Here is an 18,410-nt window from a genome sequence, read left to right on the forward strand (position 1 = left end):
GCCATCGGCCTTGCCCTGGCGACCAACGCAGTGAGCAAGATCGTCGCCGGATTCGCCGGGGCGCAGTGGACTTTTGGCGTGGTCAATCTCGCCGCTCAATTCGGCCTGATCGGCTTGTTCTGGCTGGGGTTGTGGCTGGGGAATGCTCAGGCGTGAGGGGCGGCTAAAATCGGTCGGTTTGGCGCGTGAGCCGCGCGCAAGCCGCCCCACCACCCCGCACCGCTTGACATCGTGGACATTTCCGAGAAACCGTCCCTCCATCCCGCATGAATACTGACGCCCCCCATCCGCCCGCCGCTGACGACAGCCACCTCATCGCGGAGCGCCGCGCCAAACTCGCCGCGTTGCGCGAGGTCGGCCCGGCGTTTCCGAATGATTTCAAGCCCACGCACCAGGCAGCCAGCCTGCAGGCGCAGCACGCTGGCGACGAGCCCGACGCGCTCGAAGCGGCTGGCGTGCGGGTGCGCGTGGCGGGCCGCATGATGCTCAAGCGGGTGATGGGCAAGGCCAGTTTTGCCACTTTGCAGGACGGTACGGGGCGCATTCAGATCCACGTTTCCAACGATGTCACTGGTGAAGAGGCCCATGCGGTCTTCAAACACTACGACCTGGGCGACTGGATCGGTTGCGAAGGCGTGCTGTTCAAAACGCGCACCGGCGAGCTCACCATTCGGGCCGAGCAGGTGCGATTGCTGGTCAAGTCGCTGCGCCCCCTGCCCGACAAGTTTCACGGCCTCGAAGACGTGGAAACGCGCTACCGCCAGCGTTATGTCGATCTCATCGCCACACCGGAATCGCGCGAACGCTTCGCGCTGCGCAGCAAGGCCATCGCGGCGCTGCGCAACGAAATGCTGGCAGCGGGCTTCATGGAGGTGGAAACGCCCATGCTGCACCCCATTCCCGGAGGCGCTGCGGCCAAGCCGTTCACCACGCATCACAACGCGCTCGATCAGCAGATGTATCTGCGCATCGCGCCCGAGCTTTACCTCAAGCGCCTGCTGGTGGGGGGCTTCGAGCGGGTGTTCGAGATCAACCGCAACTTCCGCAACGAAGGCCTGAGCCCGCGGCACAACCCCGAGTTCACCATGATGGAGTTTTACGCCGCCTGGTGGACCTACCGCGACCAGATGGATTTCACCGAGGCGCTGATTCGCAACACCGCGCAACTCACCTGCGGTACCGCGGTGCTCACCCACCAGGGGCGGACGCTGGACTTGAGCGCGCCGTTTGCGCGGCTGACCTTGACGCAGGCCATCCAGAAGCACGCCCCCGACTACACCGACGCGCAACTGGCCGATGACGGCTTTTTGCGCGGCGAGTTGCGCCGCCTCGATGCCGATCATGCGCCGCACAAACTCAAGGGCATGGGGCTGGGCGCTTTGCAACTCGCGCTGTTTGAAGAAGTCGCCGAGCATCTGCTGTGGGAGCCGACCTTCATCGTCGACTATCCGGTGGAAGTGTCGCCCCTGGCCCGCGCCTCCGATGCCGATGCGAATACGACCGAGCGCTTCGAGCTATTCATCACCGGCCGCGAAATCGCCAACGGTTTCTCCGAGCTGAACGACCCCGAAGACCAGGCCGCCCGCTTTCAGTCGCAAGTGCAGGCCAAGGAAGCCGGCGACGACGAAGCCATGTATTTCGACGCCGATTATGTACGGGCACTGGAATACGGCATGCCGCCCGCAGGCGGCTGCGGCATCGGCATCGACCGGCTGGTCATGCTGCTCACCGACGCGCCCAGCATCCGCGACGTCATTCTCTTCCCTGCCCTGCGCTTCGAAGGCTGAACCTCATGTCCACCCTCATCTGCGGTTCGCTCGCTTTCGACACCATCACCACCTTCGACGGCCGCTTTGCCGAGCACATCCTGCCCGACAAAGTGCATATTCTGAACATCAGCTTTCTGGTGCCCACCATGCGGCGCGAGTTTGGCGGGTGCGCGGGCAATATCGCCTACAGCCTGGCGCTGCTGGGGGGCGAGCCGCTCATCCTCGGCGCCCTGGGCGCGGACGGCCAGAGCTATCTCGACCGCCTCGATGCGCTACACATTGCTCGCACTTACGTCGGGCAACTGGCCGACAGTTTTACCGCGCAGGCGCACATCATCACCGACCGCGACAACAACCAGATCACCTCCTTCCACCCCGGCGCCATGGGCCGGGCGCACGAGCTGCCCGTGCCACTGGACGCCGGGGTCGATCTCGCCATCATCGCGCCAGACGGCCGCTCGGCCATGATCGACCATGCGGCGCAGCTTGCTCGTGCCGGCATTCCGTTCGTCTTCGATCCGGGTCAGGGCATGCCGCTGTTCGACGGCGCCGATCTGCGCGATTTCATCGCCAAAGCCAGTTGGGTTGCGGTGAACGACTACGAGGCCGAACTGCTGGTGGAGCGCACCGGCTGGAGCTTGGAGCACATCGCCTCCCAAGTGCGCGGGGTGATCGTCACCCGGGGCGAACACGGTTGCCGCATCTGGAGCGAAGGCGGCGGCGCCACCGACATTCCCGGCGTCCCCGCCAGCCAGGTGCTCGACCCGACCGGTTGCGGCGACGCCTTCCGCGCCGGTTTATTGTTCGGGCTGTCCAAAGGCTGGACCTTGGCCGACAGCACCCGCCTGGGCAATGTGCTCGGCGCGGAAAAAATCGCCGTGCACGGCCCGCAAAATCACCACATCACCCTGCAGGGCGCGCTCGAACGCCTGCAAACCGTCTATGGCAGCGCCCCGCAAGCGGCCTAACGGCCTGAACCCGGGCTTAACCCGCGCTCTCAAGGCTTGCAAATTCATGCGCGCGGGATTGAAATTCGAGCCGTGGAACGTATTTAGCCTGTGTTAGTCTGACTGTCAGCGTCCACTTCCAGGAACGGAGTTTTGCCATGAATGAACAACGCGATTACACCATCTACGCCCAACCCGGCGGCGCTGCGACTGTGCGCAACAAGGTACTGCGGCAGACGTATTCGCTGCTGGCCCTCTCTCTCATTCCCACCGTGATCGGCGCGTGGGTCGGCATGGCCACGGGGCTGAATCTGGCCATGGCGCAAAGCCCCGGCATGACCATGATCGTCTTTCTGGTCGGCGCCTTCGGCCTGATGTTCGCCATTGAGCGCACCAAAAATTCCAGCGCCGGGGTGGGGCTGCTGCTGCTGTTCACCTTCTTCATGGGCGTCATGCTGTCGCAAATGCTCGGCTTCGTGCTGGGCATGAGCAACGGGCCGCAGCTCATCATGCTGGCCTTCGGCGGTACGGCAGTGATTTTCGGCGCCATGGCCACGCTGGCGAATGTGGTCAAGCGTGATTTGTCCGGCCTGTCGAAAATGCTGTTCGTCGGCGTGATCCTGCTCATCCTCGCGGGCATCGCCAATATCTGGCTACAACTGCCTGCGCTGATGCTGACCTTCTCGGTCGTGGCCATTGTGATTTTCTCGGCCTTCATGCTGATCGACGTGCAGCGGGTGATCAACGGCGGTGAAACCAACTACATCACCGCCACGCTGGCGATCTACCTCGACATCTACAACGTGTTCGTCAACCTGCTGTCCATCCTGAGCTTTTTCAGTGGTGGCGGGCGCCGGTAAGCGCGAAACAGTCCCATGAAAAACGCCCGCAATTGCGGGCGTTTTTCGTGGGCAACGATGGGCTCAATCGCGTTCGAACACCGCCATCGATTCCACATGGGCCGTGTGAGGAAACATATTCATCACCCCTGCGGCACGTAAGGTGTAACCCGCCTGATGCACCAGCAGGCCGGCATCACGCGCCAAGGTTGCCGGATTGCAGGACACATAAACAATGCGGCGCGGCGGTTTGAATGGCGCGACCGGGGGTGCGACCGGCTTGGGCATCGCGCTTGCTTCCCCTGCGGCCCGCGTCTCCTCCTCGCCCGGCGTTCCCAGCGGCCCGTTCACCGCCTCGGCCAGCGCCTTGCACAGTGCCAGCGCGCCATCGCGCGGCGGGTCCACCAACCACAGGTCGGCCTCGCCGTAGGCTCTGAGATCGTCCGCGTTCATCTCGAACAGATTGCGGGCGGTGAACACGACCTTGTCTTGCAGATCGTTGTGCAAAGCGTTGTCCAGCGCCCGCGCCACCAACGTGGCGCTGCCCTCCACGCCCAGCACCTGCCGCGCCTGCGTGGCGATGGGCAGGGTGAAATTGCCCAGACCGCAAAACCAGTCGATCACCCGGTCAGTACGCCGGGCGCCCAGCAGGCGCAAGGCCCGCGCCACCATCACGCGGTTGATCTGCGGATTCACCTGGGTGAAATCGGTCGGGCGAAACGGCATGACGATGTCGAACTCGGGCAAGGCATAGCTCAGGGGTTCGGCGTCGGGGTCTAGCGGCGCGACCGAATCAGGCCCTTTGGGCTGAAGCCACCACTGCACGCCATGCTGTTGTCCAAAGTCGCGCAGGCGTTGCCGATCGGCGTCGGCCAAGGGTTCGAGGTGGCGCAACACCAGAACGGTTACCCGATCGCCCATCGCCAGTTCGATCTGCGGCGCGCGCTCAGGTCGGGACAGACCCGCGATCAACTCGCGCAAGGGCAGCAACAGATCGGACACTGCCCTCGGCAAAACTGCGCAACTGCGCATATCCGCAACGTAGCTGGAGCCTTTTTCGTGAAAACCGACCAACACCCCGCCCTTTTTCACCACCAGGCGAACGGTCAGCCGCGCGCGGGTGCGATAGCCCCAGTTGGGCCCGGCGATGGGCCGCAGAAGGAGTTGCGGCTTCAGGCGGCTCAAATGCCAGAAGTCATCTTCGAGAATGCGCTGCTTGAACGCCAATTGCGCAGCCGGATCGACATGCTGCATGCTGCAGCCGCCGCAAACGCCAAAATGGGGGCATCGCGGCGTCACCCGGCTGCTCGCCGTGCTGGCCCAGGCCACGGCCTCGCCAGACTCCCAGTTGCGCTTGCTGCGGTGAATGCGCGCCTGCACCCGTTCTCCGGGCAAGGCATTGGCGACGAACACCACTTTGCCGTTTTCGCTGCGCCCGACCCCGCGGGCCTCAAGATCCAGGCTGTCGATCTGCAGCCATTCCAATCGTTGTTCCATCCGTCTATTGGAACAGACCCTAGCCTTCCCGCGCGGCGGCTTGCTCCGGCCAGGCGGCAAGATATTCCTGCCAGTGCGATTCCTGCGCCGCGAGGGTGCCCAGGGTGTGTCGCACCAGGTCGATTTCGTCGGCGTATTCGCTCGCGGACAAGGCCCCGCGCATGAGCTGGAAGCGGCAATACAACAGATAGGTGTTCATGACATCGGTCTCGCAATAGCGGCGGATGTCGTCGGTCTGCCCGGCAAGCCAGGCATCAAAAACCTTGCTGCCGTCCATGCCCAGCTTGCCGGGAAAGCCGCACAGCTTGGCCAGAACGTCCATCGGCGCATTGGCGCGCGGCTGGTAGAGCGCCAGCAGGTCCATCAGATCGAGATGCCGGGTGTGGTAGCGGGAGATGTAGTTATTCCACTTCATCTCGCGGTCATCTTCTCCCATATCCCAGTATTTCGGCGCCATCACCCCGTGCACCAGGCCACGGTAGTGCAGCACGGGCAAGTCAAAACCGCCCCCGTTCCAGGAAACGAGCTGAGGCGCGTGTTTCTCGATGACGCGGAAAAAGCTCTGCACCACCTGCCCTTCCTGCCCACCTTGATCGACGAAGGAGTGGATTTTCAGCCCCTCGTGATTGCGAAAGGTGCACGAGATGACCAGCACGCGCTGACAATGCACCGGGAGAAAATCGCTCCCGGTCTTTTCCAGACGGCGGGCCTGCGCCTGAAGCACGGCGGCTGCTTCGTCAAGCTCGGGGTCGGCCAGACCCGCAGCGCGCAGCGCGGCAGGGTCGGGGATGGTTTCAATATCAAAGGTGACGATGGGCGTGCGAATCATGGCGGGAAGCAAACATCAACAAGGCAGAACCAGCCAGAGCAAGCCAGTTTCGCCAGCCTTAAAGCAGCGAACCTCGGTCGACCCCGTTGCGCGCCAGTCGTCCCTTGAGTTTGAGCAAGGACTCTTGCTGAATCTGGCGCACGCGCTCACGCGTGAGGCCGAGGCGTTGCGCCAGCGACTCCAAGGTTTCCAACTCGCGTCCGTGCAGCCCAAAACGGGCTTCGATCACTTCGCGCTCACGCTCGGCCAACTCCCCTACCCAGGAATCGACCAGGGCCTCGACTTCGCGGGTCTGCGTCTGCTCTTCCATGCTGAGCGCGTTCTGGTCGGCGAACTGATCGGCGTAACTCTCGCCGCTCTGCGTTTCGCGCAGAGCGTCTAGAGAAGTCGGCTGCTCGGCCAGGGCGAGCAAGTCCGCCACCTCTTCCGTACTGCGCCCCAGAAGCGCGGCCACGTCTTCGTCGGAGGTCTGGCCGCGATAGTCGGCCGCCTGTTCCAGATGCTTGCGCGCCCGCAGCACCTGGTTGAGTTCGCGAATGACATGCACCGGCAGGCGGATGGTGCGCACCTGTTGCATCAGCGCGCGTTCGATGCTTTGGCGGATCCACCAGCTTGCATAGGTGGAGAAACGAAACCCGCGTTCGGGCTCGAATTTCTCGATGGCGTGAATCAGGCCGAGGTTGCCCTCTTCGATCAAGTCGCCCAGTGCGGCGCCACGGCCGACATAGGCTTTGGCGATGCTCACAACCAGTCGCAGGTTGTGCTCCACCATCGCCTGACGCGCCTCGAAATCGCCCGCCTTGGCGCGGGTCGCCGTCTCAAATTCCTGCTCCGGGGTGAAAAGGGGTTTGGCGCGGATGTGGTTGAGATAGGCCTGCAGGGCACTTACGCCCGATTCATCGTCAATGGCGCCGATGGACGCCGGTGGACAGGGTAAGCCTGTCGGCGCGGGAGCAGGCTGCGCATCCGGCGCAGCAGGGCTCTTCTGCGCGATCATTTCCCAGGATTCTGCGCCGTTCTGTGGGGCGGATCTGGCCGACGGATCGCCTGCCGCTGGGACAGACACCCCTTGTTCAGAAGGCGAGTCGGAGACCGGTTTGGGGCGGCGCGGCATGCGAGCGGTCAGGGCTGTTTGGGCAAGAGCCCAATGGGATCGATGGACTTGCCGCGCAGTCTGATCTCGAAGTGAAGTTCAACGCGTGGGGCGTCGGTCGAACCCATCTCGGCGATCTTCTGTCCGCGCTTCACGGTTTCGTTTTCCTTCACCAGCATGACGTTGTTGTGGGCGTACACGCTGATGTAATCGTCGTTGTGCTTGATGATGATCAGCTTGCCGAAGCCGCGCAATTCCGAGCCCGCGTACACCACCCGACCCGCCGCCGCGGCATACACCGGGTCGCCCAGATTGCCCGCAATATCGATGCCTTTGCTCGTCGTGCCATTGAAGCCCTGAATGATCTTGCCGCTGGCTGGCCATGACCAGACGATGCCGTCGTGCGTGGCTGTGGTCAGATTGCTGGCCATGACCGCAGGCCCCGAGGGCGGTGGGCTGGCGGGGGTGACAGGTGCGGGTGGCACTGCAGCGGCCACCGAGGGCTTCACGGGATTTGGAGCGGGCGGCGGCGCCGTGACCGGGGCTGCAGGCGCCAGTGGCGTGACGGCAAAGCTCTGCGCCGTGCTCCCGGCTGGCAGCGACGGGGCAGAAGTAGCGGGCGCGGTTGCCCCGGCGACTTGCGTCCCACCTTGCGGCGGAGCAACGCGCAGCACCTGACCGACCTCGATCACGTTCGGGTCGTCCAGGTTGTTCCATTGCGCCAGGGCCTGCCAGGTCGTCCCGTATTGCAGGGCGATGCGCCGCAAGGTGTCGCCGGGCTGCACGGTGTAGTACCCCGGCTGTCCCGCAAGAGAGGACGAAGCGGCAGTCGCGATGCCCGCAGGCGCCGCAGCCACCGTGGCGGGCGGCGCGTAGACCGGGGGCACTTTCTGGAAGGTCTTGGACTCGACCGGCACGGGGGCCAGCGCCACCGAGGTACAGGCGCCCAGCATGGCAGCGGCAGAAAGAGTGAGGGCGAGCAGGGCGATCCGCATGGTGGGCAATGTCAATGAACAACGTCGATTCAGGTCAAACCAGATTTTAAGGGGACGAATTTGGCGCCTTCGAGTGGCTGCACGTCGAATGTAGTGGCTGAGCGCTTGCGGTACAGCAAGAGTTGCTGCGGGTCGCCGATGGGCGCAATGAGCACCCCGCCCACCACCAACTGGTCGAGCCAGACCTGCGGCAAAGTCAGCGCCGCCGCCCCCGACAAAATCGCGTCGAACGGAGCGCCCTGCGGGCATCCCAGCATACCGTCGCCCAAAATCAAACGCAGGTTCGGCACGCGCAAGGCGCGCAGATTGTTGCGCGCCAGATCGTGCAGCGCGCGTATGCGCTCGACGCTGTAAACGTCTGCCGCCACCCTGGCCGTCACGGCCGCGGCGTAGCCACAGCCGGTGCCGATGTCGAGCACCTTGCCCAGATTGGCGCGCGGCGCCAGGGCCTTGAGCGCCGCATCTAGGCCGCGGGCCACGACCGAGGGCTTGGAGATGGTTTGTTCAAATCCGATGGGCAGTGCGTTGTCGAGATAGGCTTGAGCGGCCAGCCCAGGATCGACGAAATGATGGCGTGGCACATCCTGCAAGGCCTGCAGCACCCGCTCGTCAAAGTGGCCCGATTGCCGCAATTTGTCGACCATGCCGCGACGCACCGCGTCCGAGTCAAGTCCGGCCTGACGCGGCAGGCAGCGCGAGGGGCCTTGCGACGCTCCGCGCGTTTGCGGTTCACGTGGAACGGGCAACGCAACAGTTCGCGCGCCCCCCAACTGCCCTCTCGGCGGGGGTGGCGCTGTGGGCGTCTTGCTCAGCGCGGCATCAAGCGCTTGGCGCGCAGGCCAGTGCACAAAGCGCTGCGGCGACTTGCTGCCCGCACTCACGCACCGCCTCGCGTTTCAAAACGGGCAGCACAGGTCTGGAGCTGGGCATGGTGCGTCAAATCTAGTTGCAGCGGCGTGAGAGAGGCGAACCCTTGAGCGATGGCATCGAAGTCGGTGCCCGCCTGCTGGTCCAACGCCGCACCGGCGCCGCCGATCCAGTAAATCGTGTCGCCATAAGGGTTTTTCTGTACCACCACGGGCTGGCTCGGATGCCGCTTGCCCAGACGGGTCACGCGCACACCGCCGAGCTCATTCAAAGGGCGGTTTGGAACGTTCAGGTTGAGCAATTGAGCTTGCTGCGGCAGGTCTTCGATCAGCTTGGCCACCACCTCAACCGCAACAGCGACCGCTGTGTCCAGATGCCCCCAGCCCTTCTCGACCAGTGAGATGGCCAAGGCGGGAATTCCGAACAAATAACCCTCGGTCGCGGCGGCCACTGTGCCCGAATAAATCGTGTCGTCGCCGAGATTGGCGCCGTTGTTCACCCCGCTCACCACCAGATCCGGGCGGAAATCGAGCAAGCCTGTCAGCGCGATGTGCACACAGTCCGACGGCGTGCCGTTCACATACCGAAAACCATTGCTGGCGGTATAGACCGACAAAGGCCGATTCAGCGTGAGCGCGTTCGACGCAGCACTCGCGTTTTGTTCGGGCGCAATGACCGTCACATCCCAGTGCGCCCGCAACCCATCAAAGAGCGCGGCAAGGCCGGGGGCCAGATACCCATCATCGTTGGCTAGAAGAATTCGCATGGCCGCATCTTATCGGGTCATTGCGACCAGAATATGCCGACCTGAAAACGACAAGGTTTCGACTCAAGTCGTCATTGCTGGTTGGTGCCCGGAGCGGGAATCGAACCCGCACGCCCCTTTTCAGGAAAGCGGCGGATTTTAAGTCCGCTGCGTCTACCAATTTCGCCATCCGGGCAAGCAGCAGCACGCGCTGCCTCGACGGCTTTGCAGGCGAAATACAGCGCCCTGCAATCCGCGCCTTGACCTGTTTTCGTAGTTTTTTGCGCGGCGTTTGGAGGTTTACCGGGACCACGCGCTCAAAACCGAACAGCGGTGCTTGAATTCAATTCTACTGAGTCCGCCCTGGGCATTGAGCCGGTCTGGAGCTCAGGGCAAATTCGCAGACGACCGCCATCGTTTCACATTGGCCGCTGTTTTCGTTTCCACTGCGGCCCACACCCTTCAAGATCCTCAAATTCGTGCCGTTACCCCTTTAAACTGTGGATTTTTCACGCCACCACGATGCCGCGAGCAGCGTGAAGGATTTACAAAACATCCCGACCGCACGCATTATGGGCGGCCTATTCTCTGCAGCATCATGTCCGCCACTTCGATCGCCGCATCCGCTTCGCCGCCTTCCAAGACCTTGCCAGGCTTGGCGCACGCCTTGGTGCAGGCCGAACTGCTGCCGCGGACCCTGGTCGAGCAGATCCACCAGCGTGGGCAGGAAACGCGTACAAGCTTCATTGCCACGCTGATCGGCAGTGGGTCGATGAATGCGCCCGATCTGGCGCACTGGGTCAGCAGAACATTTTCATTGCCGCTGCTGGACCTCGATGCCTATGACCCGACCCGCCTGGCGGCGGGCGCCATCGACTCGAAAATCATTCAGAGCTACAAGGTTTTGCCTCTGCTCAAGCGCGGCAACCGTCTGGTGGTCGCAACGGCCGACCCAGCCGATCACGAGGCGGAAGACAAGATCAAGTTTCAATCGCAGGCGCAGATCGAGCTGGTCGTCGTCGAATACGACAAGCTCACGCGCATCATCGACCAGGCCGGTCAATCGGCCAGTTCGCAGATCTCCGCCCTGGTTGGCGAAGATTTCGATCTGGGCGATCTCAGCGACGGCAGCGAAGCACCCGACACCAAGGAGCAGACTGCTGAGGTCGATGACGCGCCGGTGGTCAGGTTCCTGCAAAAAATGCTGATCGACGCGATCAATATGCGCGCTTCCGACCTGCATTTCGAGCCCTTCGAGCATTTTTATCGCATCCGCTTTCGCGTGGACGGCGAGCTACGGGAAATCGCGCAACCCCCGGCCTCGATCAAAGAAAAGCTCGCTTCGCGCATCAAGGTCATTTCCAAGCTGGACATCGCCGAGCGCCGCGTGCCGCAGGACGGGCGCATGAAGCTGCGCATCAGCCCGGAAAAATCGATCGATTTTCGGGTAAGCACACTGCCCACGCTGTACGGCGAAAAAATTGTGATGCGGATTCTGGACTCTTCCTCGGCCAAGCTGGGCATCGACGCGCTGGGCTACGAGCCGGAGGAACGGGAAAAGCTGCTTCGCGCGATCCATCGTCCCTACGGCATGATTCTGGTGACAGGCCCGACCGGCAGCGGCAAAACCGTGTCGCTCTATTCCTGCCTGAACATCCTGAACCAGCCGGGAGTGAATATTTCGACTGCCGAAGATCCGGCTGAAATCAATTTGCCCGGCATCAACCAGGTCAACGTCAACGAAAAGGCCGGGCTGAACTTCGCCAATGCGCTGCGCGCCTTCCTGCGCCAGGATCCCGACATCATCATGGTGGGCGAGATCCGCGATCTGGAAACCGCCGACATTTCGATCAAGGCCGCGCAAACCGGCCACTTGGTGCTCTCCACGGTGCACACCAATGACGCCCCCACCACGTTGACCCGCCTGATGAATATGGGTGTTCCCGCGTTCAACATTGCGTCCAGCGTGATTCTCATCACCGCGCAGCGTCTGGCGCGCAAGCTTTGCACCCAGTGCAAGACCCCAGTCGACCTGCCCGCACAAACGCTGCTGGAGGCCGGATTTCGCGAAGAAGACCTGGACGGCAGCTGGAAGCCCTACAAGGCGGGAAAGTGTAACGCTTGCGGCGGCACCGGCTACAAGGGGCGTGTCGGCATCTATCAGGTCATGCCGATCACTGAAGAAATACAACGCATCATCCTTAATCACGGCACAGCCATGGACATCGCCCAGCAAGCACGCAAGGAAGGCGTGCGTTCTCTGCGGGAGTCCGGGCTGATCAAGGTGAAACAGGGGGTCACATCCCTGGAAGAAATCATCGCCGTGTCCAACGAGTAAACGGGGGAAGCACCATGGCTACAGCGGCAGCGCGAACGGCGAAGGAAGCGCTATTCGAGTGGGAAGGGAAAGACCGACAAGGCAAGCTGCAGCGCGGTGAGTTACGCGCGGGCAGCGAGGCCATCGTCTCCGCTTCGCTGCGGCGCCAGGGCATTCTGGTCACCAAGGTGAAGAAGCGTCGCCTGACCAGCGGCAAGGCGATCAAGGCCAAGGACATTTCCACCTTCACCCGGCAGATGTCGACCATGATCAAGGCCGGCGTGCCGCTGCTGCAATCATTCGATATCGTGGGTCGCGGCCACCCCAACCCCAACATGGCTCGGCTGATCATGGACATCCGCGGCGATGTGGAAACCGGCACCAGTTTGTCCAACGCCTTTCGCAAACATCCCAAATACTTCGACGCGCTGTATTGCAACCTGGTCGAAGCAGGCGAGACGGCCGGTATGCTCGAATTGGTGCTCGACCGCCTGGCCACGTATCAGGAAAAGTCGCTGGCCATCCGCAGCAAGATCAAGAGCGCGCTCACCTACCCGATTGCGGTGATGGTCGTGGCCTTCGTGGTGGTGTCCATCATCATGCTGTTCGTCGTGCCCGTGTTCACGGATGTGTTCTCGCAGTTCGGCGCGAGCCTGCCCGCCCCCACGCTGATGGTGGTGGCCATATCCAACTTTTTCGTGCACTACTGGTACATCCTGTTCGGCACCATTTTCCTGGGCGGCTACTTCTTTCTGCAGTCGTGGAAAAAGTCCATCAAGATGCAGGAGACCATGGACCGACTGCTGCTGCGCGTGCCGGTCTTCGGCAAACTGGTGCGTCTGGGCGCGCTGGCCCGCTGGACTCGCACCCTGGCCACAATGTTCGGCGCCGGAGTGCCGCTGGTCGAAGCGCTCGATGCCGTCGGGGGCGCGGCTGGCAATATCGTGTATCTGCGCGCCACGGAAAAAATCCAGCAAGACGTTTCCACCGGCACCAGCCTGACGACGTCGATGCAGACGCAGGGGGTGTTTCCGCCGCTGGTCATTCAGCTCACCTCCATCGGTGAAGAGTCGGGCTCGCTCGATTCGATGCTGAGCAAGGCGGCCGACATCTATGAGGCCGAGGTGGACGAGTTGGTGAAAAACCTCTCGGCCCTGCTGGAGCCGATCATCATCGTGTTCCTTGGCGTGATCATCGGCGGGCTGGTGGTGGCGATGTACCTGCCGATTTTCAACCTCGGCAAGGTGGTCGGTTGATGCCCGATTTCGGCGCGCTGCCGCTGACGTTCTGGATCGTGGCCGCCGGGCTGTTCGGTCTGGCGGTGGGCAGCTTTCTGAATGTGGTCATCTACCGTCTGCCGGTGATGATGGAGCGACAGTGGCAGGCCGATGCCCACGCCACGCTTCATCCGCACGCTCAAACCCAGGCTGCCGAGCGCTTCGATCTCATCGCACCGCGTTCGCGCTGTCCGTCTTGCGGTCATCAGATCCTGTGGTGGGAGAACATTCCGGTGCTCAGCTATCTGTTCCTCCGCGGGCGTTGCTCGAGTTGTCACACGACGATTTCGCCGCGCTATCCGCTGGTCGAACTCATCACGGCACTGCTGACTGCGGCGGTGGTCTTGCGCTGGGGTGCGAGCGGGGACAGTCTGGCCTACATCGTCCTGCTCTGGGCGCTGATCACCCTGGCCTTGATCGATTTCGACACCACGCTGCTGCCCGACAGCATCACCCTGCCTCTGTTGTGGCTCGGTTTGCTGTGGCACGCCTGGCTGCACCCGGAGCAGCTTTCCAGCGCGGTGTGGGGTGCGGCTGTCGGCTACCTCGCGCTCTGGACGGTCTACCAAGGTTTCAAGCTGTTGACCGGCAAGGAGGGCATGGGCTTTGGCGACTTCAAGCTGCTGGCTGCACTCGGCGCCTGGTTTGGCGTTGCCGCGCTGCTGCCCATCATTTTGCTGTCCAGCATTTGCGGCGCGGTGATCGGCATCGCCTTGCAGTTGCTCAAACTGACGGAGCGCGGCCGCCCGATTCCTTTCGGGCCCTTTCTCGCCGCCGCCGGCATTTTGTTGCTGCTGATCGGGCCGAACACCCTGGTGGCCCTACTGCTTCCCGCCTCCGGGGCATGAACCGGGCGCCCCGACTGCGCATTGGCCTGACGGGCGGCATCGGCTCGGGCAAGTCGGCAGCGGCCGATCGGCTTGCCGCCCTCGGCGCCGCCATAGTCGACGCTGACGTGCTGGCCCACCAGCTCACCGCCGCCGGGGGCGCGGCCATGCCTGCGCTTATCGAGGCCTTCGGCGAGCAAATCTGCGATGCCAGCGGCGCGCTCGACCGCGCCGCCATGCGCCAACGGGTGTTTGGCGACCCACAAGCTCGCGCGCGGCTCGAATCCATCCTGCACCCTCGCATCGGCGCGGCCATGCGCGAGGCCGCCTTTCAACGGAAAGGCGCTTATATCGTTTTCGTCGTGCCCCTGCTGGTTGAAAATCTAGCGCGCTGGCGGCCGCAGATCGACCGCCTTTGCGTGGTCGATTGCCCCGTCGAGATGCAGGTCGCGCGGGTGCAAGCGCGCTCGGGGCTGGATGTTGCCACCATCAACGCCATTCTTGCGGCACAGGCCACGCGGGCGCAGCGTCTGGCGGTGGCTGACGATGTGCTCGACAACAGCGGCGATCTGCAGAGCCTGAGCGGTCAGGTCGACTTGCTGCATGCGCAGTATTTGCAACTTGTGCACAAAAATTGAGTTCGGTCGCGGCTTGCAGGACAATGCGGTCAGCCGCCGCAACACCCGCTGACGACAAAACCAATATCTCTCGCACAGGGTCTTGAGCCCTTGCGGCACCCCACTGGATCGGTCCGTGATTCTGTACGAATACCCCTTGCACGAACGCGTGCGCACCCTGCTCAGGCTGGAACACCTGTTCCGCCGAGCCGATGTGTTGCAGCAAAGCGCCCTGCCGGAGCATCACCATTTCGCGCTGGTCACCCTGTTCGAGATCATGGATGTCGCAAGCCGCCAGGATCTCAAGTCTGAAATCCTCAAGGAACTCGAACGCCATCGGCAGACCTTCATCGGCTATCGCGGCAACCCGGCGGTGGCCGAGTCCGCGCTCGATGCCGTGCTCGGCGAACTCGATCAGGCCTACCAGGCGCTCGGTCAGCAGCACGGCCGCGTGGGCCAGAGCCTGCAGGACAACGAATGGCTCATGGCGATCCGCAGCCGGGCGGGCATTCCCTGGCAGCATTTGCCGCAGCAACAACGCCAAAGCAATCTGGCGCAATGGCTGCAGGCCTTCGCTCCGCTGGCCAGCAGCATCGAACTGCTGCTGCGTCTGCTGCGCGACGCCGGCAGTACGCGCAAGATCCAGGCCGTCAATGGCGCCTATCAGCAACAACTCGCTGGCAAGGCCTATCAACTGCTGCGACTTCGCATCGACGGCGCTCTGGGTTTGATCCCGGAAATCACCGGCCACCGGCTCATGGTGTCGGTACGCTTCATGCAGCCCGACGCCGATTGGCGCATCACGCCCAGCTCGGATGAAGTGCCTTTCGACATGACTCTTTGTCCTTGATCGTCCTTGATTGGCCTTGAAACTTGCCATGGACTCAGATTCTTCTCCTACCTCGCGTCCCATCCCTGGCGCCCGTTTTGCAGCGAGCGTTGCAAGTCGATTGATTTCGGCGCCTGGGCCAGCGAGAGCTATCGCGTGCCGACCAAACCCGACGCCGCTGATATAGACGCGCTCGAACAAGAACTCGAATGCAGCAATCTTCAGAACCGGGGCCAGCCCCACTGAGCACGCTACTGAGCGCCCAACGGAGCACACACCGAGCCGTGCGCAGCGTTCAGCCCCGCTCCTGCGCCAGCCACTCCAACACCGGCAACGCGCCGGGCAGCACCGGGCTGAGCGTGACGGGCAGTGTTTGCCACGATAGTTGCTGGCCTTCGCGGCCCTGCGGTTCGCCGTCCCACGCGGTGATGCGGCAAAACTGCAGATCGACCAGGGCATGGGGATAGTCCACGCGCAGGCTGCGCCAGAACTGGGCCTGCCGCACCCGCACCCCCAGTTCTTCTTCAAACTCCCGGGCCAGCGCGTCTTGCAACGATTCGCCGACTTCCAGCTTTCCGCCCGGAAACTCCCAATAGCCCGCATAGGGCTTGCCCTCGGGGCGCGAAGCCATGAGAAAGGCGCCGTCTGCGCGCACCATCAGCCCGACCGCCACCGCAACCGGCGTGCGCTGAGCCGGGGACGGATTCACTTCCCGCCGCGCCCCGCCCAGTCGCGGGCGAACTGCCAAGCCACGCGGCCAGACCGGGAGCCACGTTCCAGCGCCCAGACCAGCGACTCCTGCAAGGCTTTGTCCATCTGCTTGTCGGCCACGCCGAACGCGAGCAACCAATGCTCGGCGATGCGCAGATAGTCGTCTTGACTGTAGGGATAGAAACTCACCCAGAGCCCGAAGCGCTCGGACAGGGAAATTTTTTCTTCCACCACTTCGCCGGGGTGGATCTCGCCATTCTCGAGATGCTTGTAGCTCAGGTTCTCCTGCAGATACTCGGGCATGAGATGCCGCCGGTTGGAGGTGGCGTAGATCAGCACGTTGTCGGCAGTCGCGCTGACCGAGCCATCGAGCACCGACTTGAGCGCCTTGTAGCCCGGCTCGCCTTCCTCGAACGACAGATCGTCGCTGAACACGATGAAACGCTCGGGACGATCTGCGAGCAGGTCGGTGAGTTCGGGCAGATCGACCAGATCGGCCTTGTCCACCTCGATGAGACGCAACCCTTGGCGCGCGAATTTGTTGAGACTGGCCTTGACCAGGGACGATTTGCCGGTGCCGCGCGAGCCGGTGATGAGCACATTGTTGGCCGGCTTGCCCTGCACGAACTGGCGGGTATTGCGCTCGACCTTGCGGCGTTGATCTTCGATGCCGATCAGATCGTCGTAAGTGATGGGCGAGAGCTTGTGCACGGGCACCAGCTGCTTGCGCCCGCCCTTGCTGATCCAACGAAAGGCGACCGACGCCGCCCAGTCGGGCTCGGACAACGGTGTGGGCAGCAGCGTTTCCAGCCGATCGAGCAGGCCGTTGGCTCGTTGAAACAGCGCGGCAAGCTGGCCGCTCAGATCAATGGAAACTGGCGCATCGGCACGGGGAGCATCCACTTCAACGCGGGCTTGGGTGCGGGCCGTCTTGCTGCGGGTTCCGGTTTGGGTCGGCATGGGTTTCAGGAGCGGTAATCGGCATTGATGGACACGTAGTCGTGCGACAGATCGCAGGTCCACACCGTCGCCGCCGCCGCGCCGCGGCCCAAGGCGATGCGCACGGTGATCTCGGCCTGTTTCATCACGCGTTGGCCCTCCTCCTCGCGGTAAGCGGGATGGCGGCCGCCGCGCGTGGCGACATGCACGTCGTCGAGATAGAGATCGACGCCCTCCACGTCGAGATCGGTCACCCCGGCGTAGCCCACTGCCGCCAGAATGCGGCCCAGATTCGGGTCGCTGGCGAAGAAAGCGGTTTTCACCAAAGGCGAATGCGCCACGGCATAGGCCACCAGGCGTGCCTCGTCGCGGCTGCGTGCGCCTTCGACCCGCACGCTGATGAACTTGGTGGCGCCTTCGCCGTCGCGCACGATGGCCTGGGCGAGTTGCTGCGCCAGCGCGGTGAGCGCGGCCTGCAAGGCCTGCGCCTGTGGGCTGTCCGCGCGGGTGATTTTCGCCAGATCCGTCTTGCCCGTGGCGACGACGACGAGGGAATCGTTGGTCGAGGTATCGCCATCGATGGTGATGCTGTTGAACGACTCGTCCGCCGCGGCGCGGGTGAGCTGCTGCAGCACTTCGGGCGCGACCGCGCAATCCGTGGCGATGAAGCCGAGCATGGTCGCCATATTCGGGCGGATCATGCCCGCGCCTTTGCTGATGCCGGTGAGCGTCACGGTGACGCCGTCAATCGCCACCTGCGTGCTGGCCGCCTTGGGCAAGGTGTCGGTGGTCATGATCGCGGCAGCGGCATCGAGCCAACCTTCGCTGCGCGCTGCGGCCATCGCGGTAGGCAGACCGTCGATCAGGCGCTGCATGGGTAGCGGCTCAAGAATCACGCCGGTGGAAAACGGCAGCACCTGCTCGGGCTGGACGCCGAGCAGGCCCGCCAGTTCCACGCAGGTCTGCCGCGCATCGGCCAGACCCTGAGCGCCGGTGCCGGCATTGGCGCAGCCGGTGTTGATGACCAGGGCGCGCACGTCCTGCCCGCCCGTGCTTTGCAGATGCTCGCGGCACACCTGCACCGGCGCGGCGCAAAACCGGTTCTGGGTGAACACTCCCGCCACGCTGGCGCCGGGTGCGATCTGAATCACGGTGACATCCTTGCGCCCCGGCTTGCGGATCTGCGCCTCGGCGACACCCAGCAAAACGCCCTCAACGGCGTGCAGGCGACTTGGATCAGGGACTTGAAGATTCACCGCCATGACAGACTCTCCACAACGTGATGCCATTCAGGATGGGCTGCAGGCCCGAC

At 63.3% G+C, this 18,410-nt stretch carries 18 protein-coding genes and 1 tRNA gene; 9 read left to right on the plus strand and 10 right to left on the minus strand.

The genetic code is table 11. The features are described 5' to 3' along the window. The first annotated feature begins 266 nt into the window (after positions 1-266). The 3 genes from lysS (at position 267) to B7X30_RS11130 (ending at position 3,576) form a co-directional block, all read left to right on the plus strand. Positions 267-1,787 carry a lysine--tRNA ligase gene (gene lysS, locus B7X30_RS11120; protein WP_286730624.1) on the plus strand — a complete coding sequence of 507 codons (1,521 nt, stop codon included), beginning with the start codon at positions 267-269 and terminating at the stop codon, positions 1,785-1,787. A gap of 5 nt (positions 1,788-1,792) precedes the next feature. Further along, the gene (locus B7X30_RS11125) at positions 1,793-2,737 is read left to right on the plus strand and encodes a carbohydrate kinase family protein (protein WP_286730626.1); all 945 of its coding nucleotides are present in this window, start codon (positions 1,793-1,795) and stop codon (positions 2,735-2,737) included. A 137-nt stretch (positions 2,738-2,874) separates the two neighbouring features. Beyond that, entirely contained in the window at positions 2,875-3,576 is a 702-nt protein-coding gene (locus B7X30_RS11130) for a Bax inhibitor-1/YccA family protein (RefSeq protein WP_013104558.1), read from the plus strand. A 63-nt stretch (positions 3,577-3,639) separates the two neighbouring features. Here the strand turns inward: B7X30_RS11130 and rlmD are convergent, their stop codons facing one another. The 7 genes from rlmD to B7X30_RS11165 all read right to left on the minus strand — a co-directional run bounded on the left by rlmD (position 3,640) and on the right by B7X30_RS11165 (position 9,777). Next, positions 3,640-5,052: a 23S rRNA (uracil(1939)-C(5))-methyltransferase RlmD gene (rlmD, locus tag B7X30_RS11135; RefSeq protein WP_286730628.1), complete on the minus strand. Its 1,413-nt coding sequence runs from the start codon at positions 5,050-5,052 to the stop codon at positions 3,640-3,642. 19 nt (positions 5,053-5,071) lie between these two features. Next, entirely contained in the window at positions 5,072-5,881 is an 810-nt protein-coding gene (locus tag B7X30_RS11140) for a 3'-5' exonuclease (RefSeq protein WP_286730629.1), read from the minus strand. A gap of 58 nt (positions 5,882-5,939) precedes the next feature. Further along, a complete protein-coding gene (gene rpoS / locus B7X30_RS11145; RefSeq protein ID WP_286730631.1) occupies positions 5,940-6,995 on the minus strand; it encodes an RNA polymerase sigma factor RpoS in 1,056 nt (351 codons plus the stop codon). Positions 6,996-7,003: 8 nt separating this feature from the next. Then, positions 7,004-7,969, minus strand: coding sequence for a peptidoglycan DD-metalloendopeptidase family protein (locus B7X30_RS11150; protein WP_286730633.1), 966 nt, complete (start codon positions 7,967-7,969; stop codon positions 7,004-7,006). 29 nt (positions 7,970-7,998) lie between these two features. After that, positions 7,999-8,613: a protein-L-isoaspartate(D-aspartate) O-methyltransferase gene (locus B7X30_RS11155; RefSeq protein WP_286730635.1), complete on the minus strand. Its 615-nt coding sequence runs from the start codon at positions 8,611-8,613 to the stop codon at positions 7,999-8,001. Between the two features lie 233 nt (positions 8,614-8,846). Then, on the minus strand, positions 8,847-9,602 hold the full coding sequence (gene surE, locus B7X30_RS11160; RefSeq protein ID WP_276729066.1) for a 5'/3'-nucleotidase SurE: 756 nt from the start codon (positions 9,600-9,602) through the stop codon (positions 8,847-8,849). Positions 9,603-9,684: 82 nt separating this feature from the next. Further along, a tRNA-Leu gene (locus B7X30_RS11165) sits at positions 9,685-9,777 on the minus strand. 402 nt (positions 9,778-10,179) lie between these two features. Between B7X30_RS11165 and pilB the strand changes: the two genes are divergently transcribed. From pilB to B7X30_RS11195, 6 genes are all read left to right on the plus strand, one after another. Further along, entirely contained in the window at positions 10,180-11,919 is a 1,740-nt protein-coding gene (gene pilB / locus B7X30_RS11170; RefSeq protein ID WP_286730638.1) for a type IV-A pilus assembly ATPase PilB, read from the plus strand. Between the two features lie 14 nt (positions 11,920-11,933). Next, complete coding sequence (locus B7X30_RS11175; protein ID WP_013104550.1) at positions 11,934-13,154, plus strand: type II secretion system F family protein; 1,221 nt, start codon at positions 11,934-11,936, stop codon at positions 13,152-13,154. Beyond that, positions 13,154-14,023 (plus strand): prepilin peptidase, encoded by an 870-nt coding sequence (locus B7X30_RS11180; protein ID WP_286730639.1) that lies wholly within the window; start codon positions 13,154-13,156, stop codon positions 14,021-14,023. Before B7X30_RS11175 ends, B7X30_RS11180 begins: the two co-directional genes overlap by 1 nt. Beyond that, complete coding sequence (gene coaE, locus B7X30_RS11185) at positions 14,020-14,640, plus strand: dephospho-CoA kinase (RefSeq protein ID WP_286730640.1); 621 nt, start codon at positions 14,020-14,022, stop codon at positions 14,638-14,640. The genes B7X30_RS11180 and coaE overlap by 4 nt, the downstream gene beginning before the upstream one ends. A 115-nt stretch (positions 14,641-14,755) precedes the next feature. Next, positions 14,756-15,469 (plus strand): cell division protein ZapD, encoded by a 714-nt coding sequence (gene zapD / locus B7X30_RS11190; protein ID WP_286730642.1) that lies wholly within the window; start codon positions 14,756-14,758, stop codon positions 15,467-15,469. Between the two features lie 6 nt (positions 15,470-15,475). Continuing rightward, positions 15,476-15,694: a DNA gyrase inhibitor YacG gene (locus B7X30_RS11195; RefSeq protein WP_286730644.1), complete on the plus strand. Its 219-nt coding sequence runs from the start codon at positions 15,476-15,478 to the stop codon at positions 15,692-15,694. A 49-nt stretch (positions 15,695-15,743) separates the two neighbouring features. Here B7X30_RS11195 and B7X30_RS11200 read toward each other — a convergent pair whose 3' ends face one another. From B7X30_RS11200 to argJ, 3 genes are all read right to left on the minus strand, one after another. Continuing rightward, positions 15,744-16,157, minus strand: coding sequence for an NUDIX domain-containing protein (locus B7X30_RS11200; protein ID WP_286730646.1), 414 nt, complete (start codon positions 16,155-16,157; stop codon positions 15,744-15,746). Further along, a complete protein-coding gene (locus tag B7X30_RS11205) occupies positions 16,154-17,023 on the minus strand; it encodes an ATP-binding protein (RefSeq protein WP_465020161.1) in 870 nt (289 codons plus the stop codon). The genes B7X30_RS11200 and B7X30_RS11205 overlap by 4 nt, the downstream gene beginning before the upstream one ends. 101 nt (positions 17,024-17,124) lie before the next feature. Next, positions 17,125-18,360, minus strand: coding sequence for a bifunctional glutamate N-acetyltransferase/amino-acid acetyltransferase ArgJ (gene argJ, locus B7X30_RS11210; protein ID WP_286730648.1), 1,236 nt, complete (start codon positions 18,358-18,360; stop codon positions 17,125-17,127). Positions 18,361-18,410: the final 50 nt, after the last annotated feature.

Source organism: Thiomonas sp. 13-64-67 (genome assembly GCF_002282795.1).
Classification (GTDB): domain Bacteria; phylum Pseudomonadota; class Gammaproteobacteria; order Burkholderiales; family Burkholderiaceae_C; genus Thiomonas; species Thiomonas arsenitoxydans.

Excerpts from the sequence above, each read along its gene's own strand:
- lysS (WP_286730624.1), top strand. The coding sequence starts at position 267 with ATGAATACTGACGCCCCCCATCCGCCCGCCGCTGACGACAGCCACCTC.
- B7X30_RS11125 (WP_286730626.1), top strand. The coding sequence starts at position 1,793 with ATGTCCACCCTCATCTGCGGTTCGCTCGCTTTCGACACCATCACCACC.
- B7X30_RS11130 (WP_013104558.1), top strand. The coding sequence starts at position 2,875 with ATGAATGAACAACGCGATTACACCATCTACGCCCAACCCGGCGGCGCT.
- rlmD (WP_286730628.1), bottom strand. The coding sequence starts at position 5,052 with ATGGAACAACGATTGGAATGGCTGCAGATCGACAGCCTGGATCTTGAG.
- B7X30_RS11140 (WP_286730629.1), bottom strand. The coding sequence starts at position 5,881 with ATGATTCGCACGCCCATCGTCACCTTTGATATTGAAACCATCCCCGAC.
- rpoS (WP_286730631.1), bottom strand. The coding sequence starts at position 6,995 with ATGCCGCGCCGCCCCAAACCGGTCTCCGACTCGCCTTCTGAACAAGGG.
- B7X30_RS11150 (WP_286730633.1), bottom strand. The coding sequence starts at position 7,969 with ATGCGGATCGCCCTGCTCGCCCTCACTCTTTCTGCCGCTGCCATGCTG.
- B7X30_RS11155 (WP_286730635.1), bottom strand. The coding sequence starts at position 8,613 with ATGGTCGACAAATTGCGGCAATCGGGCCACTTTGACGAGCGGGTGCTG.
- surE (WP_276729066.1), bottom strand. The coding sequence starts at position 9,602 with ATGCGAATTCTTCTAGCCAACGATGATGGGTATCTGGCCCCCGGCCTT.
- pilB (WP_286730638.1), top strand. The coding sequence starts at position 10,180 with ATGTCCGCCACTTCGATCGCCGCATCCGCTTCGCCGCCTTCCAAGACC.
- B7X30_RS11175 (WP_013104550.1), top strand. The coding sequence starts at position 11,934 with ATGGCTACAGCGGCAGCGCGAACGGCGAAGGAAGCGCTATTCGAGTGG.
- B7X30_RS11180 (WP_286730639.1), top strand. The coding sequence starts at position 13,154 with ATGCCCGATTTCGGCGCGCTGCCGCTGACGTTCTGGATCGTGGCCGCC.
- coaE (WP_286730640.1), top strand. The coding sequence starts at position 14,020 with ATGAACCGGGCGCCCCGACTGCGCATTGGCCTGACGGGCGGCATCGGC.
- argJ (WP_286730648.1), bottom strand. The coding sequence starts at position 18,360 with ATGGCGGTGAATCTTCAAGTCCCTGATCCAAGTCGCCTGCACGCCGTT.